The sequence below is a fragment of the Leifsonia sp. NPDC058292 genome, assembly GCF_042880955.1.
Classification (GTDB): Bacteria; Actinomycetota; Actinomycetes; order Actinomycetales; family Microbacteriaceae; genus Leifsonia.
The window spans coordinates 1-24,881 of record NZ_JBHVYL010000026.1; the positions used below are offsets into that span (position 1 = coordinate 1).

Here is a 24,881-nt window from a genome sequence, read left to right on the forward strand (position 1 = left end):
GGCGGTCGACTGTGCCCGCTGTGCCGGCCACATTCGACCGGAGCGGCCACCCTCGACAGGAAGGGCCACATTCGTCAGGGTCGCAACGCTCGCGCTCGCCGCGAAGGGCCACATTCGTCGGGATGGCGCCCCGACAGGGTCACGCCGACGCGTTCGGTCCCGCCTCCGACCCCGCTCACTCGCGAGTGTGGCCGCTGCGGTCGACTGTGCCCGCTGTGCCAGCCACATTCGACCGGAGCGGCCACATTCGACGGGAACGGCCACACTCGACGGGAACGGCCACACTCGACGGGAACGGCCACACTCGACCGGAGCGGCCATACTCGACCGGCGCGGCCACATTCGACAGGAGCGGCCACACTCGACGGACCGCAGGGGCCGGCCGCCTTCCGAGAACAGCCAGGCGCGCCACGAGCAGTCACGCTCGCTCCGCCGCACACCGGGATTCGCGAGCGGCGGAATCCTTGACGCACGGGTCGTGCGCGCGCTGCCAATAGACTTGATCCCATGGCCGAATACATTTACTCGATGGTGCGCGCCCGCAAAGCGGTGGGCGACAAGCTGATTCTCGACGACGTGACCATGTCGTTCCTTCCGGGGGCGAAGATCGGTGTCGTCGGCCCGAACGGTGCGGGTAAGTCGACCATCCTCAAGATCATGGCCGGGCTCGACACACCGAGCAATGGCGACGCGAAGCTGACACCCGGATACTCGGTCGGCATCCTCATGCAGGAGCCGGTGCTCGACGAGAACAAGACCGTTCTGGAGAACGTGCAGGAGGGCGTCGGCGAGATCAAGGCCAAGGTCGACCGGTTCAACGAGATCTCTGCCGCGCTGGCCGACCCAGACGCCGACTTCGACACGCTGCTCGCCGAGATGGGAACCCTGCAGGAGCAGATCGACGCGGCCGACGCGTGGGATCTCGACTCCCAGCTGGAGCAGGCGATGGATGCGCTGCGCTGCCCCCCGGGCGACTGGGCGGTCACCAGCCTCTCCGGTGGTGAGAAGCGCCGTGTCGCGCTCTGCAAGCTGCTGCTGCAGAAGCCCGACCTCCTGCTGCTCGACGAGCCCACCAACCACCTGGACGCCGAGAGTGTCCTGTGGCTGGAGCAGCACCTGGCCAAGTACCACGGCGCCGTTCTCGCCGTGACCCACGACAGGTACTTCCTCGACCATGTCGCCGAGTGGATCGCCGAAGTCGACCGCGGCCACCTGTACCCGTACGAGGGCAACTACTCGACGTACCTCGAGAAGAAGCAGGCTCGTCTCGAAGTCCAGGGCAAGAAGGATGCGAAGCTCTCCAAGCGCCTGTCCGAAGAGCTCGATTGGGTGCGCAGCAACGCGAAAGGCCGTCAGGCGAAGTCGAAGGCGCGTCTGGCTCGCTACGAGGAGATGGCCGCCGAGGCCGAGCGCACCAGAAAGCTCGACTTCGAAGAGATCCAGATTCCGCCGGGACCGCGTCTCGGCCAGATCGTGATCGACGCGAAGAACCTGCAGAAGGGCTTCGACGACCGCAAGCTCATCGACGGACTCACGTTCACCCTGCCGCGCAACGGCATCGTCGGCGTCATCGGTCCGAACGGTGTCGGAAAGACCACGCTGTTCAAAACGATCGTCGGCCTCGAATCGCTCGACGGCGGCGACCTCAAGGTCGGCGAGACGGTCGAGATCTCCTACGTCGACCAGTCCCGTGGCGGCATCGACCCGAACAAGTCGCTCTGGGAGGTCGTGTCCGACGGCCTTGACTACATCCAGGTCGGCAAGGTCGAGGTTCCGAGCCGCGCCTACGTGTCGACGTTCGGGTTCAAGGGTCCCGACCAGCAGAAGAAGGCGGGTGTGCTCTCCGGTGGTGAGCGCAACCGGCTGAACCTGGCACTCACGCTCAAACAGGGCGGCAACCTGCTGCTCCTCGACGAGCCGACGAACGACCTCGACGTCGAGACCCTCTCCAGCCTGGAGAACGCGCTTCTCGAGTTCCCCGGATGCGCCGTGGTCATCACCCACGACCGGTGGTTCCTCGACCGCATCGCCACGCACATCCTCGCCTACGAGGGCACCGAGGAAGACCCGGCGAACTGGTACTGGTTCGAGGGCAACTTCGAGGCGTACGAAGAGAACAAGGTCGAGCGCCTCGGCCCGGATGCGGCGAAGCCGCACCGTTCGGCTTACCGCAAGCTGACGCGCGACTGACGCGGGGCGCACCGATGCGACTGCACGTTCCGACCCGGCTGCGCTGGAGCGACCTCGACGCCTACGGTCACGTCAACAACGCCGAGATGTTGCGCCTCCTGGAGGAGGCGCGCATCCAGGCGTTCTGGGTGACAGAAGATGTGGCTGAGGCCGTCGGTGCGAGCACGGCGGTGCTCGACGGCCGCCCGGGCGCCGACACGCTCACGCTGATCGCGCGCCAGGAGATCGAGTACCTGGCGCCCATCCCGTACCTGCGGCAGCCGCTCGACATCCAGCTGTGGCTCGGGCGTCTCGGCGGCGCCAGCTTGGAGGTCTGCTACGAGGTGTGGTCGCCCCAGGGAGCCGAGTCCCGCATCCTGTACACGCGCGCAGCGACCACGATCGTGCTGGTGGATGCGGCGAGCGAACGGCCGCGACGCATCAACGACCACGAGCGCGAAGCCTGGACGCCCTACCTCGACGAGCCGGTGCAGTTCACCAAGCGCGGCTGAGCGACAGAACCGTAGCCCGAACTACGGCGTCTTCACGGGTGTCGGGCTGAACGAGTTCTCCCAGATCGCCCGCGAGCCCGCCTCGCCGATCAGCACCACGTCGACGATCGAACCCACCGCCAGCCCGACGGAGACGACGATCAGCACCACGAGCACCACGCGCCGGACGACCGCGGACGGCCGGCGCGGCGACGACGGCCGGTCGAAGAACAAGAACCACGCCCACTGCAGGGCCGTGAAGACGAAGACGGCGATCGTCCACGGGTAGAGGGTGAGCCCGAGAGTGGCGTGCTGCTCGATGAGCGGCGTGGACGGCACGCGCGCTTGCAACCAGGCGCCCGCATCCGTGACCACAGGCACCAGAATGAGGTTCGCCAGCGCGAGCAGGGGCGTCACGATCCCGAGGCGGCGTCGTGCCGCCGGCCAGGCCGCCGTCGCGACGGCACACAGGGCGGCGAGCGGCACGAGCACCACCACGAAGTGCACGAGCAGAACGTGGAGCGGGAGACCGTTGACCTCCACGGTGGCCCCTAGTTCGAGACGGTCACAGTGTCGCCCGACACGGTGGCGTCGAGTTTCGGCAGAGGCTTGGGCGCCGGTCCGCCGAGCACCTCGCCGGTCGCGGCGTCGAAGCGCGAGCCGTGGCACGGGCAGTCGAACTCCGAGCCCTGTGGTGCCACCGTGCAACCCTGGTGGGTGCACACCGCGCTGAACGCGACGACGGAGCCGGCCTTGGGCTGAGAGACCACGATCGGCGTGGAGCCGAGCTTCGCCGATACGGCGCCGCCGACGGGGATCGACGCGAGGGACACCTTGACCGACCCGCCGGATGCGCCCGACCCGCCCGACCCGCCTGACCCTTCAGCGGTATCCGCGGAGCCTCCGCCGGGCGTGCAGGCGGACAGCACGAGCACGCCCGCGCCTAGTGCCGTCGCGCCTCCGAGGGAGACGAGGGTGCGGCGGGTGAGTGGGGTGGTTTCGCTCATGCTCTGTCCTCACAGTCGGCGTAGCTTTGTCTTACCGGTATGCACGAGGCTGACACACGAACGGTTCAGTCCGCCGAAGAATTCGCTGAACCTTTTCGAAGCCGGCACCGTGTCTCTGGTGGAGGTGTTCATGCCGAACGACGACTCGCGTCTGTTGCGCGAGCTGCACGACCAGCACGCGCAGGCGGTCTGGCGGTACGTCGTGCACCTCACCGGTGATCGGGCCATGGCCGACGATGTGGTGCAGGAGACGCTCTTGCGCGCCTGGCGCCGCCCGGCGGTGCTCGATCAGACGCAGAACTCCGCCAGGGCATGGCTGTTCACCGTTGCCCGGCACCTCGTGATCGACGACAGGCGAAGTGCTCGCGCCATCCACGAGCTCGGCACCGAGACGCTGCCCGAGCGCGGGGGGCGTGACGAGTCCGACGCCGTGCTCGACGCCTGGCTGGTGTCGGATGCGCTGGCCGAGCTCTCGGTCGAGCATCGGGCCGTCATCGTGCACGCGTACTACGGCGGACGCTCGATCGCGGAGATCTCGCGCGAACTGGACATCCCGGAGGGAACAGTGAAGTCACGTCTCCATTACGGCCTGCGGGCGCTGCGCCTCGCACTGCAGGAGAGAGGGGTGACCGAGCGATGACGACCCATGACGAGTTCGCCACCTGGGACGGCGCCTACCTGCTGGGCGCGCTGTCGACGGCCGACCGGCGCGACTACGAGGAGCATCTGCGCACGTGTGTCGAATGCTCGGCGGCCGTCGCCGAGCTGGCGGGCGTGCCCGGTCTGCTCGGGCGGGTGCCCGTCGACGACGCGTTCGCGCTGCTCGAAGCGGATGAGGGCACACCCGAGCAGATCGGCGACGACGTGCTTCCCGCGCTCTTGAGCGCTGCGCGTCGGCGCCGCCTTCGCACGCGGTGGGTGACGGCGGCGTCGGTCGCCGCCGCGCTCGTCGTCGTGACGGTCGGCGCTCTCGTGCTGCCTTCCGTGATCTCGCCCGCGCCCGCCCCGCAAGCGGGCACCAGCGTCGTGATGCGTCAGGTCGAGCCGAGCGCGCTCACAGCCGACCTGCGGCTCATTGCGGAGCCGTGGGGGACCCGCATCCAGTCGCGCTGCAGTTACGCCGCGTGGCAGGGCGCGGAGGCGAACCGCACCTGGACCTACGCGATGGTCGTCACCGATCGCGGCGGCAAGCAGACGCAGATCTCGACCTGGACCGCCTCGGCGGGCAGCACCGTGCACCCGGTCGCGACGACGAGCGTGCCGGTCGACGAGATCGCGAGCATCGACATCCGTTCGGCCGGCGATGGCACCGTGCTTCTGAGAAGTTCCTTCGGCTGACCGGATGCGCGGCGGGGATGCGCGGCGCAGCCGGGCTACCGGGGAGCCGGCACCCGCACCATCGACTCCTGCGCCACGCTCGCCACCAGTCGCCCGTCGCGGCTGAAGATGCGCCCGAGGGCCAGTCCACGCCCACCGCTCGCGCTCGGGGACTCCTGCACGTACAGCAGCCATTCGTCGACCCGGGCGTACCGGTGCCACCACATCGCGTGGTCGAGGCTCGCTGCTTTGAGCCCCGGAGTCGCCCAAGCGACGCCGTGCCGGCGCATCACCGGTTCCATGATCGTGTAGTCGCTCGCATAGGCGAGCGCCGCGCGGTGCAGTTCAGGGTCGTCGGGCAGCGCGTCGATCGTACGGAACCAGACCGCCTGGTGGGCGACGTGCTCGCCCTCGACCGTGAGGTAGATGGGGGAGGGAACGTGCCGCATGTCGAACGGGCGCTCGCTCGCCCAGTACTGCGCCACGGGGTGCTCGACATTCTCGAGCGTCGCCGCCGAGTTCGGCAGGGATTCGGGGTCGGGGATGCCGGTCGGCATCGGCACCTGGTGGTCGAATCCCTCGTCTTCGTCTTGAAAGGAGGCGATCATCGACAGGATGGGCAGGCCGCTCTGGTACGCCTGGGTTCGCCTGGTCGAGAACGAGCGGCCGTCGTGGATGCGGTCGACCGAGAACGTGATCGGCAGGTTCACATCGCCCGGGCGCAGGAAGTAGCCGTGCATCGAGTGGATGTGGCGCTCGCTATCGACCGTTCGGGTCGCCGCCATGATCGACTGCGCGAGCACTTGGCCGCCGAACACTCGGCCGAGCGGCATCCACTGCGATGGGCCGGTGAAGATGTCCTCGCTGGTGCGGGCGCCGGTGTCGGTGAGGTCGAGCGCGGTCAGTAGGGAAGCCAGGGGCTCGGTCACGGTGCCTCCATCGTGTGTTCTCTTGGTAGTTTAGACAGCAGATGAGCCAGTCATTTTCTCTCGTGGATTCCCTCGCCGTTTCCGACCTGCAGACGTATCTGTCGCGGGCGGCCCGTGTCGAGGAAGGGTCGGTTCGCCTGATCGGCGGATCGGGCGTGCTAGCCGTCTATTCGGCGATCCTCTACCCGCGCGGTCTGCTCGATCAGACCCCGACCGTTCTCGGGCTGCGCACGTTCGCGATCCAGCCGGGCGTGGCGTTCGACGCGGTGGTTCCCATCCGGTCGCTGCTCGACCGCATCGCCCGAATCGGCGAGTCGGTCTCCGCCGGTACGGTGCCCGACGGTCCTATCGAGGTGAGGATGCCGCTCGAGGTGTCCACGGTCACGTGGGCCGGCATCTCCCCGCCGCGCGGCGGGTGGCGTCCCGTCGGCGAGACCCAGCATTCGCTCCTCGCGGAGACGGCGAAGACCGGGATCGCCGAGGTCGCGGAGGCCGTTCCGACCGGGCTCGGCGAGCAGCTCGTTCAGCGGGTGCGCGCGGAGGTGTGGGGCCGACCGATCGACGGGCTCGAATACATCCCGGCGGGCGCGGCGTTCGCGGCGGAGAGCCTAGGCTTTCTGGCGGCAGACGAGCCGGTGACCATCCTGGAGACCGGCCCGTGGACGCGCCTCACCACGAAGCGGGGACACATCCTCGTGCGCCGCCAGGCCTGGACGCTGCGCGCCTGACCCAGCCACGCCTGACCTCAGCCGCGCGCGACCGCTCGGCCGGCCTGGCGTCCTGAGAACAGGCACCCGCCGAGGAAGGTGCCCTCCAGCGCTCGGTAGCCGTGCACGCCGCCGCCCCCGAACCCGCTGGCTTCGCCCGCGGAGTAGAGGCCGCCGATCGGTTCTCCGTCGGCGCCGAGTACCCGGCCGTCGAGGTCGGTCTCGATGCCGCCGAGGCTCTTGCGGGTGAGGATGTGCAGTTTCACGGCGATGAGCGGTCCGGCTGCCGGGTCGAGCAGCTTGTGCGGCGAGGCGACCCGGATGAGCTTGTCGCCTCGATACGCGCGGGCGCCGCGGATGGCCGCGAGCTGGGCGTCTTTGCCGAAGTCGTTGTCCAGTTCGCGGTCGCGTTCGCGAACGTGTTTGGCGACGAGCGCGGTGTCGAGGGGGACATCCGAGAGCCGCTGCATCCCGGTGATGAGCTCATCGAGGGTGTCGGCGACGATGAAGTCGGCGCCCTTCTCTTTGAACGCCTCGACCGGCGCGGGCGCTCCCGACCCGATGCGTTTGGCGAGCAGCCGCAGGTCTTTGTTGGTGAGGTCGGGGTTCTGCTCGCTGCCCGAGAGCGCGAACTCCTTTTCGATGATCTTCTGCGTGAGCACGAACCAGCTGTAGTCGGAGCCGGTCTTGCGCAGATACTCGAGGGTGCCGAGCGTGTCGAACCCCGGGAAGAGCGGTGCGGGCAGCCGGTCGCCCCGAGCGTCGAGCCAGAGCGACGACGGGCCGGGCAGGATGCGGATGCCGTGACGGTTCCACACCGGGTTCCAGTTCTCGATGCCCTCGGTGTAGTGCCACATCCGGTCGCCGTTGATGAGCCGGGCGCCCGCGGCCGCGCTGATGCCGAGCATGCGGCCGTCCACGTGGGCGGGAACCCCGGAGAGCATGTGCGCGGGGGGAGTGCCGAGCCGTTCCGGCCAGGCTGCGCGCACGAGGTCATGATTGCCGCCGATGCCGCCGCTCGTCACGATGACCGCGCCACCGCGCAGCTCGAAGTCGCCCACCTCGTCCCGATTGCTCGGCGCGCCGCGAAGAGCCGGGTCGTCGGCGAGGACGGACCCTCGAACGCCGGTCACCCGCCCGGACTCGACGATGAGCTCGTCCACGCGGTGTCGGTGCAGCAGCGTGACGGCGCCTGCGGCGACGCCCTCTTTGACGCGCCGCACGAACGGCGCGAGCACGCCAGGGCCTGTTCCCCAGGTGATGTGGAAGCGTGGAACCGAGTTGCCGTGCCCGCCGGCGGAGTCGCCGCCGCGCTCGGCCCAGCCGACGACCGGGAAGAAGCGGACGCCATTCTCGTGCAGCCAGGCCCGCTTCTCGCCGGCCGCGAACTGCAGGTAGGCCTCGGCCCATTGCCGGGGCCAGAAGTCTTCGTCGCGGTCGAAGCCCGCGCTGCCGAGCCAGTCCTGCCGGGCGAGCGCGAGCGAGTCGTTCACGCCCATCCGGCGCTGCTCAGGGGAGTCGATGAGGAACAGGCCGCCGAACGACCACCAGGCCTGCCCGCCGAGGGATGCGGCCGGCTCCTGGTCGACGATGGTCACCCGCCGCCCGGCGTCGATGAGTTCGCTCGCAGCGACCAGACCGGCGAGCCCGGCCCCGACGACGATGGCGTCCGGCTGGTCGGCGGCGCCCGGCCGACGGGTGGCGGCTGACTCTGTCGGGGTGGTCGTCATCCTTGTGTCTCCTTCGGCACGTGACTTCTCTTGTGAAGTATGACGGGTCGAACGACGACAGCACCATCCGACCTGCCCGGGCCTACTCGTCGAACGTGTTGACCATCGCGAAGGCAGCACGTTCGAGGTAGCTCCAGAGCGTCTCGTGCTGCAGCGGCGGCAGGTCGAGCTCGTCGACCGCGGCGCGCATGTGCTTCAGCCAGCGGTCGCGAGCGTCGGGGTTGACCTTAAAGGGCATGTGTCGCATCCGGAGCCGCGGATGCCCGCGCTGCTCGCTGTAGGTGCCGGGCCCTCCCCAGTACTGCACCAGAAACAGGGTGAGGCGTTCGGCGGCCGGTCCGAGATCTTCCTCGGGATACATCGGCTTGAGCACCGGGTCTGCGGCGACTCCGCGATAGAACGCGTCGACCAGGCGCCGGAAGGTGTCGTGGCCGCCGATCTGGGTGAAGAAGGTGTCTTCGACGCCCGCACCGTTCTCGCCCGACCGCAGTACGACGGGGCTCGGCGGAACGGTGCCGGAGCCCTGCGGGTCGATGGGGATGGTCACGTCACTCCTCCGGAGGCTTGGTCGTGGATGGCTTGGCCGCCGGCGGCTTGACCGTGGCCGGCTTGGTCGTCGGTTGCTGAGTGGTCGGGCCGGTCTGAGGTTTCAGCCGCACCGAGCGCGGGTCGACGGTGACGACCGCGGCCTTCTTCGCCGCTGCGCGAGCCTTGCGGCCCTTCGGAGCCTCTTCCACGACTGGGGTCGGCCGCGTCCGGGGCGGCTTGGCGCCGGTCACGCTGGCGGCTCCGTCGAAGCCGGTCAGCACGATCGTGTTCAGCGACGGAAGCTTGACGCCCATCTCGTCGATCGCCGACTTCAGCCGCATCCGCAGCTCACGCGACACGTCGTCTTTGGCGGTGGTGCGCGTCTTCAGCACGATGCGGATCACGAGAACGTCGTCGGAGATCGACTCGAGGCCCCAGATCTCCGGCTTCTCCAAGATGCGAGACCGCCATTTCGGGCTCGTGGCGAGCGCGGTCGCCGTCTCCATCATCTTGTCTTCGACGGCGTTCACGTCGGCTTCGTACGGCACGGCCAGGTCGATGATCACCCGCGACCAGCCCTGCGACATGTTGCCGACCCGCAGGATCTCGCCGTTGCGCACGAACCAGAGAACCCCGTTCACATCGCGCACCTGGGTGATGCGGATGCCGACGGCCTCGACCACGCCTGTCGCGGGTCCGAGATCCACGACGTCGCCCACGCCGAGCTGGTCTTCCATCACCATGAACAAACCGTTCAGAACGTCTTTGACGATGTTCTGCGCACCGAAACCGAGGCCGGCGCCGAGAGCGGCCGTCAGCAGCGCCAGCGACCCGATCACGTTCGGCGCGAGCTGATTGATGACCAGGATGATCGCGATGATGCCGATCGTCACGTTGACGATGTTCGACAACACGGTGCCGAGGGTGCGGGTGCGCTGCACGACGCGCACGGCCGCCAGGGGCGACACGGTCAGCGCTTGCGTGTCCGCCACGTTCTGGTTCTTCTTCACGCCGCTGACGATCTGGCGCACGACCCGCCTGATCACGACCCGCAGAATCCAGCTCAGCACGAAAGCGCCGACGATGATCGCCGCTACGCGGACGAGGAGCCAGCCGCTCTCGACGGCCCAGATACCGAAGTCTGTCCAGAAGTTCGTTTTCGCCAACATATGACGACGAGCCTACCGAGCCGAGCCTTGGCGGGGGCTGGATTCAGCGGTCGACGAGCCCGTTGTCGTACGCGAAGATCACCGCGTGCACGCGGTCGCGCAGGTGCAGTTTGGCCAGAACGCGACCGACATGGGTCTTGACCGTGGATTCGGTGAGGTAGAACTTCTCGCCGATCTCGCCGTTCGAGAGACCCGCGGCAATGGCGAGCAGCATCTCGCGCTCCCGCGGAGTGAGCGCCGCCGTCGGGTCGGCGGCGGCCGTGCCCACCGACTCGGCGGCGGGGAGGCGGCCGGCGAACATCTCGAGCATCGACCGGGTGATCCGTCCTGAGACAGCGGCGTCACCGGCGGCGACCGCGCGGATCGCGCTCGTCAACTCGGCGGGCCGTGCATCCTTCAGGAGGAAGCCGCTGGCGCCGGCGCGCAACCCGCCGAACGCGTACTCGTCGAGGTCGAAGGTGGTGAGGATGATGATGCGGGCATCCGGATTCGCCGCCACGATGCGCTGCGTCGCCGCGATGCCGTCGAGGTTCGGCATGCGCACGTCCATCAGGATCACGTCGGGCCGGGCGTCGACCGCGAGCCGCACCGCCTCCACTCCGTCGAAGGCTTCGCCGACGACGGTGAGATCGGCTTCGGCGTCGAGGACCATGCGGAACCCGAGACGCACGAGCGACTGGTCATCGACGATGAGCACACGGATGGGGGAGTGATCGGTCAAGGAAGGGTCTCCTCTGTGCTGGGCAGGGGGTGTGCGCCGGGCCGGGGGTCTGTGCTGGTGCTGGGTCGGGCGGATGGGTCGGGCGCGCCCGGGGCCGCGAGCGCGGAGGGGGTCCGTACCGTCTCGAAACGGGCGCGCACCCGCCAGCCGCCGCCGGGTCTCGGGCCGGCCTCGAGCGTTCCGCTGTAGAGGCCCACACGTTCTCGCAGGCCGATGAGGCCGCGGCCGCTTCCTTGCCCCGGCGTGCTGTGAACGGCCGCGTCGTCGTCGACGGTGATCTCGATCATGGCGGCCGTGAAAGCGATGGACACCTCGACGGCAGTGGCGAGCGACGCATACCGGAGCGCATTGGTCAGGGCCTCCTGCACCACCCGGAACACGGTGAGCTGCTGGCCGGTGTCGGAGGGCGGCGACCCCGACACGGTGATGTGCACGACGAGACCGGCCGCTCGGAATCCTTCGATCAGCTCGGACAACTCGCCGACCCCCGGCTGCGGTTCGCGTTCGGGGGCATCGCCCTCCGTCGCGCGCAGAACGCCGAGCAGGCGGCGCATGTCGTCCAGGGCTGAACGGCCGGTCTCCGCGACCATCCTCATCGCCTCCGCGGACCGCTCCGGAGCGGTCGTAGCGAGGCCCGCGGAGCCGTCGGCCAGGGTGATCATCACGGTGAGGCCGTGCGAGACGATGTCGTGCATCTCGCGGGCGATCCTGCTGCGTTCGGCTGCGGCGGCGATCACGGCCTGCTGGTCGCGTTCCCGCGCCAGCTGCCTCGCGCGATCGATCAGGGCCGCCAGATACCGCCGGCGGTTGCCGATGTTGATGCCGACGAGCACCCAGAACAGGGAAATCGCGGCCACGGCGATGACGGTGGTGGTCGATCCGGATTCGAACGGCGTGTACTGCTCGGGGCGTGTGCCGAGCGCGGAGAGCCCTAAGGCAGCAGTCGCCGCGGCGACGACGACTGCGAAGGCGATCCAGGACGCCTTCGCCGATCGGTAGACCGCCAGTGCGTACAGCGCGAACTGCGCCGGAAGGAAGTCCACGTCGCGGCCGAGCAGGGTGGCCCCCACCATCACCACGACGGCGACGACCAGCACGGCCCACGGATGCTGTCTCCGCAGAAAGAGCGACGCGCCCGCAATCGCAGAGAGAACGACCCTGGTGCCGTTCTGCCAGCTCGGCTCGGTGACCATCAAGTAGATGCCGCCGACGATCGCGGGTACCAGGTAGACGCCCGCGATCAACGAGTCGACCAGCACCGGATGCGACGCCAGGAACCGCCGGATGACCCCGGGCGGTCGCGGCAGCAGAAGATCTCCCCCGACCGGAGAAGCCGTCCGGTCGAGGGAGATCTGGTTGCTGGTCATGAGTGGAACGCTACGCGGCTGGACGGCCGAAGCGCGCTACGCGTCCCGGCGCTTCAGCACCAAGGCGCCCGCGATGAACGACACGGCCGTCCACACGACCACCACGAGCACGTTCTGCCACGGTTCGAAGCCTGCGTTGCTGCTGCCGGCGAGCCCCTGGCCGGCGCTGGAGATCAAGTACTCGGGAACATGCTTGAGCCAGTCCAGGGACACGAGCGAGTTGACGATGCCGATGATGATCGGCAGCAGGAACACCACACCGAGCGCGGCTGCGATACCACCGGCCGCCGCACGGAGGATCGTGCCCAGACCGAGAGCGAAGACCGAGACCAGTCCGAGGTACAGACCGCCGCCGAGGATCGACCACACGGTTCCAGCGGTGAAGTCCACCGGGAATCCCTTGCCGGAGAGCACGGGCGCTGCGATCGCGTATCCCGCCGCCGTGGTGACGACACCGATCAGGAAGGAGCAGACGAACAGAACGATGGACTTCGCGACGAAGATCGGTGTGCGACGGGGCACGGCGGCGAACGACGAACGAATCATGCCCGTTGAGTATTCGCCACTGATGACGAGCACACCGAGAACCGCGACCGCGAGCTGGCCGAACAACACACCGAACGACGCTGTGCTCACCAGGAAGGTGGCCCTCGCTTCGGGAGGGATCTGGTTGATCTGGCTCGCGGGGAAGGAGAAAGCGACGAGCGCCGTCATCCCGAGTCCGAGGATCAGCACGACCGCGTAGGTCCAGAAGGTGGAGCGCAGCGAGCGGAACTTGATCCACTCCGAGCGCACGACGCGCGCGAAGTTCAGGTGGCCGAGCGAGCTGTGATGGGTGGGCGCCTGGGCGACTGCGGTGCTCATCGGGAGACCTCCGTGCGATATTCGACCTCGTCCTGCGTGAGGGCGAGGTAGGCCTGCTCGAGTGAGGCGTTGATGGGGGAGAGCTCATGGAGAACGATGCCGAACTGGGCGGCGGCCTCGCCGATCTGCGCGGCGCTCAGGCCGTTCACCTCGACGAGTTCGTTCTCCAGGCCCGTGATGCTGACATCCGCGCCCTGGATGGCACGGGCGAGCGCGTCGATCTGCGGGCTGCGCACGCGCACCGAGCTGCTGGTGGCGCCGTCGAGGATCTCCTGAACGGGCGCGTCGGCCAGGATGCGGCCGCGACCCAGCACGATGATGTGGTCGGCGGTCTGCGCCATCTCGCTCATCAGGTGCGACGACAGGAAGACCGTTCGTCCCTCGCCCGCCAGGTGACGCGCGAACTGGCGAACCCAGAGCACGCCCTCGGGGTCGAGGCCGTTCACAGGCTCGTCGAGGATCAGGGTGGCCGGATCGCCGAGCATCGCAGCGGCGATGCCGAGGCGTTGGCCCATGCCCAGCGAGAATCCGCCGACGCGCTTGCCGGCGACCGATTCGAGCCCGGTCATGCCGATCACTTCGGCAACGCGACGCTTCGGGATGCCGTGGGTCGCCGCCATGGCCAGAAGGTGGTTGTACGCCGTGCGACCGGTGTGCACCGCCTTGGCGTCGAGCAGGGCGCCGACCTCGGTGAGGGGCGACTTGTGCTCGACGTAGCGCTTGCCGTTGACGATCGCGGTGCCGTGGGTCGGTCGGTCGAGGCCCATGATCATCCGCATGGTCGTCGACTTCCCGGCGCCGTTCGGCCCCAGGAATCCGGTGACCTTGCCCGGCTGGATCGTCGCGGAGATGTCGTTCACGGCGGTCTTAGCGCCGTACGTCTTCGTGAGACGGGTGAGTTCGATCATGGGTACGACTCTATTGAAGCGATCGGCTGCCGTCATCGACCAGCGGTGCGGTCTCGAAAAAGGATGGCGTGGTACCGAAGTACCACGCCATCCCCAGACCGTTCCGTGCTGTCAGCGGGCGTCGCGCTCCTGCGCCGCGATGGCACGCTCGACCCCGGCCAGGTTCTCGACGACCAGGCGCCGCAGCGCAGCCGGCTCCTGGTGCGCGTCGAGCCAGGCACGGGTGGCGTCGCGCAGTTCGGCGTTCGCCAGCGGGGCCGGGTACATGCCGGCCACGAGGTACTCGGCGATCTTGTACGAGCGCGACTCCCAGATGGGGAGCAGCGCGTCGAAATACGGCTTCACGAACTGGGCGAGCACCGTCTTGTCGGCCGCGCGCTGGAAGCCGAGCCCGGTGAAGCGCACGATCGTGTTGGGCAGCGAGTCGCTGTCGAACACCGAGTTCCACGCCGCCTGCTTGCCGTCGAGCGTCGGGATGGATGCGGCCGCCTGGGCGGCGAACTGGGCGCCGTTCGCGGTGTTGTCGGCGGCGAGGGCGGCGTCGATCTCGGCCGTACCCGCTTTGCCGCCCGCGACCAGCGCGACCAGCAGCTCCCAAGCGAGGTCGGTGTCGACCTCGAGGCCGGGGAGCGTGACGCTGCCGTCGCGCAGGGCCGCGATCGTCGTGAGCTGCGCATCCGTCGACGCCAGAGCGGCGAAGAACTTGACGAACTGGAACTGCGCGTCGCTGCCGGCCTCGGCCTGCTGCGCGAGTGTCCAAAGGGTGTCGGCGGCGCCCTCGACGGTCGACTTCTGGTCGGCAGGGGCGACGTACGACCCGGCGGCCAGAGCGAGCTGGCTGAGGGTCGTGCGGATGGTCGTCGACTCGGTCTCGGTCGCGATGTTGCCGAGCACCAGCCGAACGTAGTCGCTCGCCGGGGTCTCGGCGTCGCGCGTCGCATCCCAGGCCGCACCCCACACCAGGGAGCGCGCGAGCGGGCTCTCGATGTCGGCGAGGTGCTCGATGGCGACGGCGAGCGACTCGTCGTCGAGGCGGATCTTCGCGTAAGCGAGGTCGTCGTCGTTCAGCAGCACGAGGGCCGGGCGCTTGCGTCCGACCAGCTCGGCGACCTCGGTGCGCTCTTCGTCGACGTCGAGCTCGATGCGGTGGTCGCGCACGAGACGGCCGTCGATCAGTTCGTAGAAGCCGATCGCGAGCCGGTGGGGGCGGATGGTCGGGTAATCGGCGGCAGCGGACTGCAGCACCGCGAACGAGGTGATGACACCGTCCGCGTCGACCGCGATCTCGGGGCGGAGGGTGTTCACGCCCGCCGTCTCCAGCCACTTCTCCGACCAGTCGGTGAGGTCGCGGCCGCTGGTGGCCTCCAGTTCGACGAGCAGGTCGCGCAGCTCGGTGTTCGAGTGCGCGTGCTTCTTGAAGTACTGACCGACACCGGAGAGGAAGTCGTCCTGGCCGACCCAGGCGACGAGCTGCTTGAGCACCGAGGCGCCCTTGGCGTAGGTGATGCCGTCGAAGTTGACCTGCACGTCCTCCAGGTCGTTGATGGTCGCGACGATGGGGTGGGTGGACGGCAGCTGGTCCTGCTTGTACGCCCAGCTCTTCTCCATGGCGGCGAAGGTCGTCCACGCCTCGGTCCACTCGGTGGCCTCGGCCGTGGCGAGGGTGGAGGCGTACTCGGCGAACGACTCGTTCAGCCAGAGGTCGTTCCACCATTTCATGGTCACCAGGTCGCCGAACCACATGTGGGCGAGCTCGTGCAGGATGGTGACGACGCGGCGCTCCTTGATGGCGTCGGTGACCTTCGACCGGAACACGTAGGTCTCGGTGAAGGTGATGGCGCCCGCGTTCTCCATCGCGCCGGCGTTGAACTCCGGAACGAACAGCTGGTCGTACTTCTCGAACGGGTAGGCGTAGTCGAACTTCTCCTCGTAGAACGCGAAGCCCTCGCGGGTCTTCTCGAAGATGTAGTCGGCGTCGAGGAACTCGGCGAGGCTCTTCCGCGCGTAGACGCCGAGCGGGATGGTGCGGCCGTCACGGCTGGTCAGCTCGCTGTGCACCGACTCGTACGGGCCGGCGATCAGCGCGGTGATGTAGGAGGAGATGCGCGAGGTCGGGGCGAAGGCCCAGGTCTTCTTGTCGTCGCCCGCCGGCGTCGGCTCGGGGGTGGGGGAGTTGCTCACGACGGCCCAGTGCGCCGGTGCGGTCACGGTGAAGGTGAACTCGGCCTTGAGGTCGGGCTGCTCGAACACGGCGAACATGCGCCGCGAATCCGGAACCTCGAACTGGCTGTAGAGGTAGACCTCGCCATCGACCGGGTCGACGAAGCGGTGCAGACCCTCACCGGTGTTGGTGTAGAGCGCGTCGGAGACCACCGTCAGCTCGTTCTCGGCCGCCAGCCCGTCCAGCTGGATGCGCACCCCGTCGCTCACCACGGCCGGGTCGAGCTCTGCGCCGTTCAAAGTCACGGAGTGCACGTTCCGCGTGATCGCGTCGATGAACGTCGACGCGCCCTCGGTGGCGGAGAAGCGCACGGTCGTCGTGCTGAGGAACGTCTCGGCCCCCGTCGTCAGGTCGAGTGCGATGTCGTAGCTGCGGGTGCTGACGAGCGCTGCACGCTCCTGGGCTTCGACGCGGGTGAGGTTTTCTCCGGGCAACGCTGACTCCTTCGCTCTGTGGTGGATCGTGTCCAACAGACAACCCTAGACTCCTTCGCGGATGCGTCGGTGGCCTTCCCTAAACTGGTGTCCATGCGCATCCACATCGCCACCGATCACGCCGGTCTCGACTTCAGCACCCACCTCAAGCAGCACCTCGCCGAGGCCGGCCACGAAGTGATCGACCACGGACCGCAGAGCTACGACCCGATCGACGATTACCCGGCGTTCTGCATCAACGCGGCGAAGGGCGTCGTCGCCGACCAGCAGGCCGGTGTCGAGGCGCTCGGCATCGTGTTCGGCGGCTCGGGCAACGGCGAGCAGATCGCGGCCAACAAGGTCACCGGCGCCCGCGCGGCCCTCGTCTGGAACGACAGCACGGCGAAGCTGGCGCGGCAGCACAACGACGCCAACGTGATCTCGATCGGTGCCCGCCAGCACACGGTCGACGAGGCGACGGCGTTCATCGACGCGTTCATCGCCGAGCCCTTCTCCGAAGAGGAGCGGCACGTGCGCCGCATCGCGCAGCTCGCCGAGTTCGAGGCCACTGGCGACATCGCAGGCAAGAACGTGGATCACTGATGCCCGAGGGCCACTCCGTCCACCGCATCGCACGCCAGTTCGCGGCGAACTTCGTCGGTCATCGTATTGCCGTGTCGTCGCCGCAGGGGCGGTTCGCCGAGGGCGCGAGCCGCATCGACGGCCACGTCATGACCGACGCCAAGGCCGTCGGCAAGCAGATGTTCCTCGAGTTCGACAACGACCTCTGGCTGCGCGTCCACCTGGGCATCTACGGCGCGTGGGACTTCGCGGGCGACATCTCGGTCGACCCGACGATAGCGTCGGCGAACGGGAGGATGGGTCAGACCAACCAGCGGGGGACGGTCTTCGACGACGCCGGGGAGAACTCCCTGCACAGCATCGGCGCGCCGCGGCGCACCCGGTTGCGGATGGCGGAGTCGGAGAAGCTCGAAGACGAGATCACGCAGTTTCCTCCGGAGCCGGTCGGCCAGGTGCGGGTGCGCCTGCTCAGCGACACCGCGGTCGCCGACCTTCGCGGTCCGACGGCCTGCGAAGTGCTCGATCCCGCCCAGGTGGATGGGGTGCTCGCGAAACTGGGGCCGGACCCGCTGCTCGGCCACGACAAGGCCACCGAAGACAGGTTCGTCGCCGCGGTTCGCAAGAAGCCGACGCCGATCGGTCTACTGCTCATGGACCAGTCCGTGGTCAGCGGGATCGGCAACGTCTACCGGGCCGAGCTGCTGTTCCGCGCGCGCCTCAACCCGCACACGCCGGGCAAGAACGTTCCCGAAGACACAGCCCGCGAGCTCTGGCGCGATTGGGCGAGGCTGCTCACCATCGGCGTGGAGACCGGCCAGATGCTGACGATGGACGGCCTGGACGACGAGGCGCTGCGCAAGGCGATGGCCTCCCGGGACGACCGGCACTGGGTCTACAAGCGCGAGGGTCTGCCGTGCCGGGTGTGCGGAACCAACATCCTGCTCGAAGAGATGGGCGGCCGAAAACTGTACTGGTGCCCGGTCGACCAGGCCTGACGCCACCGCCGACCTTTTCACTCACCCACCCGACGGAGCAACGATGCGACAGAACCCCAGCTTCACCCTCGCGGATCCCGCCGAGATCAAGCGGCTCATCCGGGTGAACCCCTGGGCCACGCTCGTGAGCAACACCGACGACGGGCTCGTGGCCTCCCACTATCCCGTGCTGGTCGACGAGTCGCGGGAAGAGCTGTCGATCGTCACGCACGTCGGCCGTCCGGATGAGCAGCTGCACGAACTGGGTCGGCACGAGTTGCTGGTGGTCATCCAGGGGCCGCACGGGTACATCTCGCCCGGCTGGTACGACGCGAAGCCGGCCGTGCCGACCTGGAACTTCACCGCCGCGCACCTGAGCGGTGTGCCCGAGATCCTGAGTGACGAGGAGAACTTCCGTGTGCTCGGCGGGCTCGTCGACCATTTCGAGAACAGGATGCCGCACCCGCGCCGCATGGAGGGAACGCCTGAGAATGCCGCGTACGCGCAACGCATCTCGTCGGGCACGGTGGGGCTTCGTCTCACCCCGACCCGCGTCGTGGCGAAGAGCAAGCTGAGCCAGAACCGGTCCGACGAGACCGTCGACACGATCATCGGCGAGCTGGAGGGCGACGGTCCGTATGCATCGCCCGCGCTGGCGGCGGAGATGCGCCGGGTGCACGAGCGGATGCGCGCGGCCCGATGAGCCTGGTGCTGCGCGGCGGCCGCCTGCCGACCGTCGACGGCACCGTCGACCTGCTCATCGAGAACGGCCGCATCGCGCACCTCGCGCCGGTCGGCCGGTTGCGAGCCGACGAGGTCGTCTCGCTCGACGGCCGCTGGGTGGTCCCCGGCCTCTGGGACAACCACGTGCACTTCACGCAGTGGGCGCAGACGGCCCGCCGCCTCGACGTTTCGGGTGCCGCCTCGGCTGCCGACGCGGCAGCGCTGGTGCGCATCCGGTCGGCGAACGATGCCGGCGACGAGCCGATCGTCGGCTTCGGCTTCCACGACGCGCTCTGGCCCGACGCACCGACCCGGTCGCTGCTCGATGACGCCGCGGGGGAACGCCCGGTCGTTCTGATCGCCGGCGACCTGCACTGCTCCTGGTTGAACACGGCGGCGGCTCGCCGTTTCGCGCCCGAGACCGCCGACGACCCCGGTGCGGCCGTCTTGCGGGAAGACGCGAGCTTCGCGGTGACCACTCTGCTGTCGGCCGCCGACGACGGCACCATCGACCGGTGGGCGGCCGATGCCGCCCGTGCGGCTGCTGCGCGTGGCGTCGTCGGCGTCGTCGATCTCGAATACGGCTGGAACCTCGACGTCTGGACGCGCCGCATGGCTGCCGGCTTCGACGCCCTGCGCGTCGAGTTCGGCACGTACGGCGATCACCTCGACCGCGCGGTCGGGCTCGGGCTGCGCACCGGAGCGGACATCCCGGGCACAGGCGGGTTGCTCACCGTCGGTCCGTTCAAGGTGATCACGGACGGTTCCCTGAACACCAGAACGGCCTACTGCTTCGATCCGTATCCCGACGGCGGTGTCGGAGTGCAGAACCTCACGCCGGACGAACTCGTCGCCGCGATGTCTTTCGCCGCCGAGAACGGCATCGAACCTGCGGTGCACGCCATCGGCGATCACGCGAACGGTGTGGCTCTGGATGCGTTCGAGAGCGTCGGCTGCACCGGCCGCGTCGAGCACGCGCAACTCCTGGCGGGTGACGACATCGCCCGCTTCGCGCGCCTCGGTGTCACCGCGAGTGTGCAGCCGGAGCACGCGATGGACGACAGGGACGTCGCCGACGCGCTGTGGGCCGGCCGCACCGACCGCGCCTTCCCGCTCGCCGCCCTGCACCGCGCCGGCGTGCGCTTGGCGTTCGGCTCCGATGCTCCGGTCGCGCCGCTCGACCCTTGGATCGCCCTGGCCGCGGCCGTCGGGCGCGCGCGCGACGGGCGTGCCGCCTGGCATCCGGAACAGGCAGTGTCCCGTCGCATCGGCCTCGCGTCGTCTGTGCGGTCACGCGTCGCGGTGGGGGAGCCGGCCGACCTCGCGATCGTCGATCTCGACCCGTTCGGATGCACGCTCAGCGAACTGCGGGACATGCCGGTCGGGGCCACGCTGCTCGCCGGGCGCTTCACGCACGACGAGCTCACGGGCTGAGCTCGAACACGACGATGGGGCCGCTCGATACCGAGCGGCCCCATCGTCAGTGCTTCGGTGCTACTCGCTGATGTGGGCGAAGAGGAACCAGCGGTCCTTGTCGAGACCGCGCGCGATCTCGATCGCGACGTCTTGGCTGGTCTGGTCGAGCTCGTCGAGCTCTTTCACGGCTGCGTTCACGGAGACGAGCGCCGCATCGATCTGGCCGATGACCTCGGCGATCGTGTCGTTCGACTGGCGGAAGCCGCTGGTGAGCTCCGTGGTGGTGGTCTTCGCGGCCACGGTGGCGAGGCGCGCGTCGACGGGGAGGCCGAGAGCGACGATCCGCTCTGCTGCGAGGTCGGCCCACTCCTGAGCGTGCGCGACGATGACGTCGAGCAGCTCGTGTACGCCGATGAAGTTGGCGCCGCGCACGTGCCAGTGTGCCTGCTTGCCGTTGACGACGAGGGCGGTCAGGTCGATCACGACCGGGCTGAGGAACTGTGCGACCCCGGCTGCGACGTCCGGGTTGGAAACACTCTGCGAAACGGTGGTGTCCGTCATGGTGGACGTCCTTTCAGTGGCCTGCTTGATTGCCTGTGACAACGCTACGCGTCTGGAAGAATTCCGCAACGAAGCTGAGCCTGCGCTAAGTAAGTCTCGCCTCACCAGGGCCCGCGGGGGATATCCCCCCAACGGCTTCGGATGCGCCCCGGATACTGCGATCCCGCCGCTGTCACGAGGCTGGAGGGACGACGTGAGTCGCGGGCCGTCCCGTCTCCGTCAGCCACGACCACGAGGAGACATCATGAGCACGCAAACGTCTGCCACGCTTGACAGCGTGAGCACCATCGAACAACCGGCAGCACGAGCCGCGCGCGGCTACGGCGGCCTCTGGCGCGGCGTCCCACGCGAGCTGGGTTTCCTGCTGCTGACCATGCCGATCGCGATCATCGGTCTCTCGGTCATCAGCACGCTGTTCTGGACGGGCATCGGCACCGTCGTCATCTACGTGGGCCTGTTCATCCTGATCGGCGCCTTCTACACGGCACGCGGGTTCGGCACGCTCGAGCTCGTGCGACTGGGCTGGTCGGGCCGCGAGCCCATCGCCCGCCCGGCCTGGACGCCCGCCGACAAGCCGGCCACGTTCTGGCGTTCGGCGTTCGGTCCGTTCGTGAACGGTCACTACTGGCTCTACCTCCTGCACACGATGATCATCAATCCGGTGATCAGCATCGTCAGCTGGACGCTCACGATCGTCTGGACGTCGGTCGCCCTCGGCGGCCTCACGGACTGGATCTGGCAGGGGTTCATCCCGCAGGGGGACCGCGACTTCTTCCTCTCGAACGTCATCGCCGACTGGACCTTCCACACCACCTCGACGTTCGACGGCCGCACCGGGGACGGCATCCTGTTCCTCATCGCCGGTGTGCTGTTCGCCGCCACTCTGCCGTTCGTCACCCGCGGTCTGACGCTGCTGCACGACGCCGTCGCCCGAGGGATGCTCGGCGCCTGGCGGTCGGAAGAGTTGCAGCGCGAGGTGGCCGACCTGTCCGCATCCCGGGGCGCGGCCGTCGTCGCCGAGGATCAGGCGCTGCGTCGTCTCGAGCGCGACCTGCACGATGGACCGCAGCAGCGGCTCATCCGGCTGCAGATGGACATCGCTTCGGCCGAGCGCAAGCTCGACAGCGATCCCGAGGGCGCGCGTGCGATCCTCGCCGAGGCCGGTGCTCAGGCGCGCGACACGCTCGAAGAGCTGCGAGCACTGTCCCGCGGGTTCGCACCGCCCATCCTGCAGGATCGGGGCCTGATCGTGGCTGCCGAGTCGCTCGTGGCCCGGAGCCCCATCCCGATCCAGCTGGAGACCGCGATCGCGCCTGGGGTGCGGTTCTCCTCCGAGCTCGAGCGCAGTGCGTACTACGTGGCCGCCGAACTGTCGGCGAACCTCGCCAAGCACTCCAACGCGACGGCCGCTCGCATGTTCATCGACCTGCGCAAGGATGCGACGGGCGCGACGTGGCTTGACGTCTGGCTCACCGACAACGGCCAGGGCGGGGCATCCCTCATCGATGGCCACGGCCTCCGCGGACTCGACGAGCGCGTGCGCGGTCTGCGGGGCGCGTTCACGGTCGACAGCCCGATCGGCGGTCCGACGCAGATCGGCGCGCACATCCCGGTGCCCGCGGCAGGCTGAGCGCGCCGCCGCAGCGGAGCCGGTCTCCGCGCTCGCTCTAGGCTGGGGGGATGCCGAGTCGTCCCTCCAGTCTTCGCGTCGTCGTGGCCGACGACTCCGTTCTGCTGCGTGAAGGTCTCATCCGGCTGTTCGACGAGGCGGGGTTCGACACCGTCGGCGCCTACGGGGATGCGGACAGCCTCCTCGCCGAGGCCGGCGACCTCGCGCCCGATGTCGCCGTGCTCGATGTGCGGATGCCGCCCACGTTCCGCGACGAGGGCGTGCGGGCCGCCATCAAGCTGCGGGCCGAGCATCCGTCGATCGCCGTGCTGCTGCTCAGCCAGTACGTCGAGGGGACCTATGCCCAGGAGCTCCTCTCGGCCGGTAACGGCGGAACCGGCTACCTGCTGAAAGACCGCATCGCCTCCCTCGACGAGTTGAAGGATGCGATCACCAGGGTCGCCGAGGGCGGCACCGTGCTCGATCCTCAGGTCGTGCGGGAGCTTCTCACGCGGCGCACCGACCCGCTCGCGGCGCTGACGCCGCGCGAGAGCGAGGTCATGCAGCACATGGCCGAGGGGCGCACGAACGCCGGCATCGCCCAGCGCATGGTGATCGGGGTGGGGGCCGTGGAGAAGAACGTGACCTCGATCTTCCAGAAGCTTGGCCTCGAAGACTCGGGCGACGACCATCGTCGGGTGCTAGCCGTCCTGGCCTTCCTCCAGCGCTGACCGCGTCCGGTCGCCCGCGGCGTGCTTCAGGATCATCGACGCCACCGGCTCCGGGCTCCTGATCATCGCCTCGTGCCCGCGGTCGGGGATCTCCTCCAGCGTCGCGTCGGCGAGCAGGCTCGTCACGGTTCTGGCCCAGTCGCGCGGCACCACCCTGTCGTCCTCGCCGCGTAGCACGAGGGCTCTCGCGCGCACGCGCGGGTACGTCTCCTCCACCCGGTGCTCCAGCATCCGACGCAGCTTGCTGATGAACCACCGCGGGCCGGCTTTGACATACTGCACCAGGCCGAGGGCGAGTACCTTGATGTTCTCGTTCGCGACGTCCTGCACCATGCGCCACGCCTGCAGCCGCGCCGTGCGTTCGGCGATGTTGACCGTGGGCGCGATCAGCACGACCGCATCCGCGGTCTCCGGATGGTTGGCCACGGCCTCCACCACCACCTGCGTCCCCATCGAGTGTCCGATCAGCACGGCGTTCGCGATGCCCACCTCGCGCACGAACGCGGCGAGCAGGTCGCCCGATTGGCGCATGTTGCCGGCGTCCGGCGGTTCGGGGGAGTCGCCGAACCCCGGCAGGTCGATCGCGTACACTCGCCCGTGCTCGTCGAGCACGTCGGCCAGGTCGCGAAAGACGCGGTGGCCCATCCCGATGCCGTGCACGAGCACGAACGAGTGCCGTCCCGGTGTGCCGCTCTCGGTGTAGACCATCTCTGCACCCTGCCAGCGGAAGGTGCGTTCGGTCGGGTCGGGCATGGCGACAGTGTACGAGCCGTCGCGAAGCGTTCACAGTCGGATCCTTGCTTCCTCGCCTGCCACGCCACCAGAATGAGCAGACGTTAGCTCGCTAGAGAAAGCAGGTGCAGCATGGCTGGTCTGGACGACATAACCAACAAGGCCAAAGAGTTCCTCGACAGTGGCGCGGTGAAAGACGCACTGAAGAGCGAACAGGCCGAAGACATCAGCGACAAGCTGCTCGACGGCGTCGCCGACGCGGCCAACAAGGTCACCGGCGGCAAGTTCGAAGAGCAGATCGACGGCGCCCGCGACGCCGCCGACGGCAAGATCGGCAACGAGTAGCGTCACAGACGACGCACACCCGACGGCCGGCCCCTTCTGGAGCCGGCCGTCTGCGCTGTGCGCAGCCCGCGAGAGTCGCCGAATGGTCGACAACCGGCGAGAACGGCGACCATTCGTGAACTCTCGCGACCGAAACGGGAGAGAGGGAGGGGCAGGGATGGGCGAGGTCGAGATCAGGCCGGCGGCGGGCGACGAGCTGGTCGCCGTGGGCGGGTTGCGCTGGGACTCGGTGTGGGAGTTCGGCGGCCAGGCGGACGAACCGCGCGAAGTCTTCGCTGCGGCGTTCGCGGACTGGGCGGCGACCCACACCGACGGCCACCAGTGCTTCGTGGCCGTCATCGACGGACGGGTGATCGGGATGACCTGGCTGGCCGTCGTGCCGCGCGTGCCGAGCGCCCGCGCGTTCGACCGCGCATCCGGTGACCTGCAATGCGCCTACGTCGAGCCCGATTCTCGCAACCGGGGCGTCGGCGGACGCCTGATCGACGCCGTTCTCGCGCGTGCCCAAGAGCTCGGCCTCGAACGCGTGACCGTGCACTCGAGCCCTCGCGCCGTGCCCGGCTACGAACGCCACGGCTTCTTCGTGGAAGACAGGCTCCTCCACTGGCTCGCCCCCGCCCCGGCGTAGCGTCGCCGTCGAGGTGCCACTAGGCGCAGGTCTCGGGCC

General features: G+C 68.7%; 26 protein-coding genes. 13 read left to right on the forward strand and 13 right to left on the reverse strand.

From position 1 onward, the window contains the following. Window positions 1-507 precede the first annotated feature (507 nt). A complete protein-coding gene (ettA, locus tag ACFVWR_RS13770; protein WP_387212937.1) occupies window positions 508-2,190 on the forward strand; it encodes an energy-dependent translational throttle protein EttA in 1,683 nt (560 codons plus the stop codon). 14 nt (window positions 2,191-2,204) lie between these two features. Beyond that, the gene (locus ACFVWR_RS13775) at window positions 2,205-2,681 is read left to right on the forward strand and encodes an acyl-CoA thioesterase (RefSeq protein WP_387212940.1); all 477 of its coding nucleotides are present in this window, start codon (window positions 2,205-2,207) and stop codon (window positions 2,679-2,681) included. A gap of 21 nt (window positions 2,682-2,702) precedes the next feature. On the opposite strand, the gene ACFVWR_RS13780 is transcribed toward ACFVWR_RS13775, so the two are convergent. Together ACFVWR_RS13780 and ACFVWR_RS13785 are read right to left on the reverse strand one after the other, a co-directional pair. Beyond that, entirely contained in the window at window positions 2,703-3,203 is a 501-nt protein-coding gene (locus tag ACFVWR_RS13780; RefSeq protein WP_387212943.1) for a hypothetical protein, read from the reverse strand. Between the two features lie 8 nt (window positions 3,204-3,211). After that, entirely contained in the window at window positions 3,212-3,667 is a 456-nt protein-coding gene (locus ACFVWR_RS13785) for a ubiquinol-cytochrome c reductase iron-sulfur subunit (protein WP_387212946.1), read from the reverse strand. Window positions 3,668-3,797: 130 nt separating this feature from the next. Here ACFVWR_RS13785 and ACFVWR_RS13790 point away from each other — a divergent pair, with 130 nt between their 5' ends. Both ACFVWR_RS13790 and ACFVWR_RS13795 read left to right on the forward strand, forming a co-directional pair. Next, window positions 3,798-4,307 carry a sigma-70 family RNA polymerase sigma factor gene (locus ACFVWR_RS13790; protein ID WP_387212949.1) on the forward strand — a complete coding sequence of 170 codons (510 nt, stop codon included), beginning with the start codon at window positions 3,798-3,800 and terminating at the stop codon, window positions 4,305-4,307. Next, window positions 4,304-5,005 (forward strand): anti-sigma factor family protein, encoded by a 702-nt coding sequence (locus ACFVWR_RS13795; protein ID WP_387212952.1) that lies wholly within the window; start codon window positions 4,304-4,306, stop codon window positions 5,003-5,005. The genes ACFVWR_RS13790 and ACFVWR_RS13795 overlap by 4 nt, the downstream gene beginning before the upstream one ends. 35 nt (window positions 5,006-5,040) lie before the next feature. On the opposite strand, the gene ACFVWR_RS13800 is transcribed toward ACFVWR_RS13795, so the two are convergent. Beyond that, complete coding sequence (locus ACFVWR_RS13800; protein ID WP_387212955.1) at window positions 5,041-5,913, reverse strand: acyl-CoA thioesterase; 873 nt, start codon at window positions 5,911-5,913, stop codon at window positions 5,041-5,043. A 41-nt stretch (window positions 5,914-5,954) separates the two neighbouring features. Between ACFVWR_RS13800 and ACFVWR_RS13805 the strand changes: the two genes are divergently transcribed. Beyond that, a complete protein-coding gene (locus ACFVWR_RS13805; protein ID WP_387212958.1) occupies window positions 5,955-6,641 on the forward strand; it encodes a hypothetical protein in 687 nt (228 codons plus the stop codon). 17 nt (window positions 6,642-6,658) lie between these two features. On the opposite strand, the gene ACFVWR_RS13810 is transcribed toward ACFVWR_RS13805, so the two are convergent. The 8 genes from ACFVWR_RS13810 to pepN form a co-directional block, all read right to left on the reverse strand. Continuing rightward, entirely contained in the window at window positions 6,659-8,350 is a 1,692-nt protein-coding gene (locus tag ACFVWR_RS13810; RefSeq protein WP_387212961.1) for an FAD-binding dehydrogenase, read from the reverse strand. An 82-nt stretch (window positions 8,351-8,432) separates the two neighbouring features. Further along, the gene (locus tag ACFVWR_RS13815) at window positions 8,433-8,840 is read right to left on the reverse strand and encodes a globin (RefSeq protein ID WP_387213087.1); all 408 of its coding nucleotides are present in this window, start codon (window positions 8,838-8,840) and stop codon (window positions 8,433-8,435) included. Between the two features lie 58 nt (window positions 8,841-8,898). Continuing rightward, window positions 8,899-10,047 carry a mechanosensitive ion channel family protein gene (locus ACFVWR_RS13820; protein WP_387212964.1) on the reverse strand — a complete coding sequence of 383 codons (1,149 nt, stop codon included), beginning with the start codon at window positions 10,045-10,047 and terminating at the stop codon, window positions 8,899-8,901. Between the two features lie 43 nt (window positions 10,048-10,090). Further along, a complete protein-coding gene (locus ACFVWR_RS13825) occupies window positions 10,091-10,768 on the reverse strand; it encodes a response regulator (RefSeq protein ID WP_387212967.1) in 678 nt (225 codons plus the stop codon). Next, a complete protein-coding gene (locus tag ACFVWR_RS13830) occupies window positions 10,765-12,135 on the reverse strand; it encodes a sensor histidine kinase (protein WP_387212970.1) in 1,371 nt (456 codons plus the stop codon). The genes ACFVWR_RS13825 and ACFVWR_RS13830 overlap by 4 nt, the downstream gene beginning before the upstream one ends. A 36-nt stretch (window positions 12,136-12,171) precedes the next feature. Beyond that, entirely contained in the window at window positions 12,172-12,999 is an 828-nt protein-coding gene (locus ACFVWR_RS13835; RefSeq protein WP_387212973.1) for an ABC transporter permease subunit, read from the reverse strand. Beyond that, window positions 12,996-13,907 carry an ABC transporter ATP-binding protein gene (locus ACFVWR_RS13840; RefSeq protein WP_387212976.1) on the reverse strand — a complete coding sequence of 304 codons (912 nt, stop codon included), beginning with the start codon at window positions 13,905-13,907 and terminating at the stop codon, window positions 12,996-12,998. The genes ACFVWR_RS13835 and ACFVWR_RS13840 overlap by 4 nt, the downstream gene beginning before the upstream one ends. 111 nt (window positions 13,908-14,018) lie before the next feature. Beyond that, complete coding sequence (gene pepN / locus ACFVWR_RS13845; RefSeq protein ID WP_387212979.1) at window positions 14,019-16,562, reverse strand: aminopeptidase N; 2,544 nt, start codon at window positions 16,560-16,562, stop codon at window positions 14,019-14,021. Between the two features lie 93 nt (window positions 16,563-16,655). Between pepN and ACFVWR_RS13850 the strand changes: the two genes are divergently transcribed. Genes ACFVWR_RS13850 through ACFVWR_RS13865 form a run of 4 tightly spaced genes read left to right on the forward strand, consistent with a single transcriptional unit; the run spans window position 16,656 to window position 20,254 of the window. Further along, window positions 16,656-17,144 carry a ribose-5-phosphate isomerase gene (locus tag ACFVWR_RS13850; RefSeq protein ID WP_387212982.1) on the forward strand — a complete coding sequence of 163 codons (489 nt, stop codon included), beginning with the start codon at window positions 16,656-16,658 and terminating at the stop codon, window positions 17,142-17,144. Continuing rightward, window positions 17,144-18,118 carry an Fpg/Nei family DNA glycosylase gene (locus tag ACFVWR_RS13855; protein ID WP_387212985.1) on the forward strand — a complete coding sequence of 325 codons (975 nt, stop codon included), beginning with the start codon at window positions 17,144-17,146 and terminating at the stop codon, window positions 18,116-18,118. The genes ACFVWR_RS13850 and ACFVWR_RS13855 overlap by 1 nt, the downstream gene beginning before the upstream one ends. Before the next feature lie 43 nt (window positions 18,119-18,161). Further along, window positions 18,162-18,800 carry an FMN-binding negative transcriptional regulator gene (locus ACFVWR_RS13860; RefSeq protein WP_387212988.1) on the forward strand — a complete coding sequence of 213 codons (639 nt, stop codon included), beginning with the start codon at window positions 18,162-18,164 and terminating at the stop codon, window positions 18,798-18,800. Continuing rightward, window positions 18,797-20,254 carry an amidohydrolase gene (locus ACFVWR_RS13865; protein ID WP_387212991.1) on the forward strand — a complete coding sequence of 486 codons (1,458 nt, stop codon included), beginning with the start codon at window positions 18,797-18,799 and terminating at the stop codon, window positions 20,252-20,254. Before ACFVWR_RS13860 ends, ACFVWR_RS13865 begins: the two co-directional genes overlap by 4 nt. Window positions 20,255-20,314: 60 nt before the next feature. Here ACFVWR_RS13865 and ACFVWR_RS13870 read toward each other — a convergent pair whose 3' ends face one another. Continuing rightward, complete coding sequence (locus ACFVWR_RS13870) at window positions 20,315-20,797, reverse strand: Dps family protein (protein WP_387212993.1); 483 nt, start codon at window positions 20,795-20,797, stop codon at window positions 20,315-20,317. A 244-nt stretch (window positions 20,798-21,041) separates the two neighbouring features. Between ACFVWR_RS13870 and ACFVWR_RS13875 the strand changes: the two genes are divergently transcribed. Together ACFVWR_RS13875 and ACFVWR_RS13880 are read left to right on the forward strand one after the other, a co-directional pair. Continuing rightward, on the forward strand, window positions 21,042-22,427 hold the full coding sequence (locus tag ACFVWR_RS13875) for a sensor histidine kinase (RefSeq protein WP_387212996.1): 1,386 nt from the start codon (window positions 21,042-21,044) through the stop codon (window positions 22,425-22,427). Between the two features lie 50 nt (window positions 22,428-22,477). Continuing rightward, window positions 22,478-23,137 (forward strand): response regulator, encoded by a 660-nt coding sequence (locus ACFVWR_RS13880; protein ID WP_387212999.1) that lies wholly within the window; start codon window positions 22,478-22,480, stop codon window positions 23,135-23,137. Here the strand turns inward: ACFVWR_RS13880 and ACFVWR_RS13885 are convergent. After that, on the reverse strand, window positions 23,108-23,890 hold the full coding sequence (locus ACFVWR_RS13885) for an alpha/beta fold hydrolase (RefSeq protein WP_387213002.1): 783 nt from the start codon (window positions 23,888-23,890) through the stop codon (window positions 23,108-23,110). The genes ACFVWR_RS13880 and ACFVWR_RS13885 overlap by 30 nt on opposite strands. 111 nt (window positions 23,891-24,001) lie before the next feature. On the opposite strand from ACFVWR_RS13885, the gene ACFVWR_RS13890 reads away from it, so the two are divergent. After that, window positions 24,002-24,214, forward strand: coding sequence for an antitoxin (locus ACFVWR_RS13890; protein WP_387213005.1), 213 nt, complete (start codon window positions 24,002-24,004; stop codon window positions 24,212-24,214). A gap of 157 nt (window positions 24,215-24,371) precedes the next feature. Next, window positions 24,372-24,842, forward strand: coding sequence for a GNAT family N-acetyltransferase (locus ACFVWR_RS13895; RefSeq protein ID WP_387213008.1), 471 nt, complete (start codon window positions 24,372-24,374; stop codon window positions 24,840-24,842). Window positions 24,843-24,881: the final 39 nt, after the last annotated feature.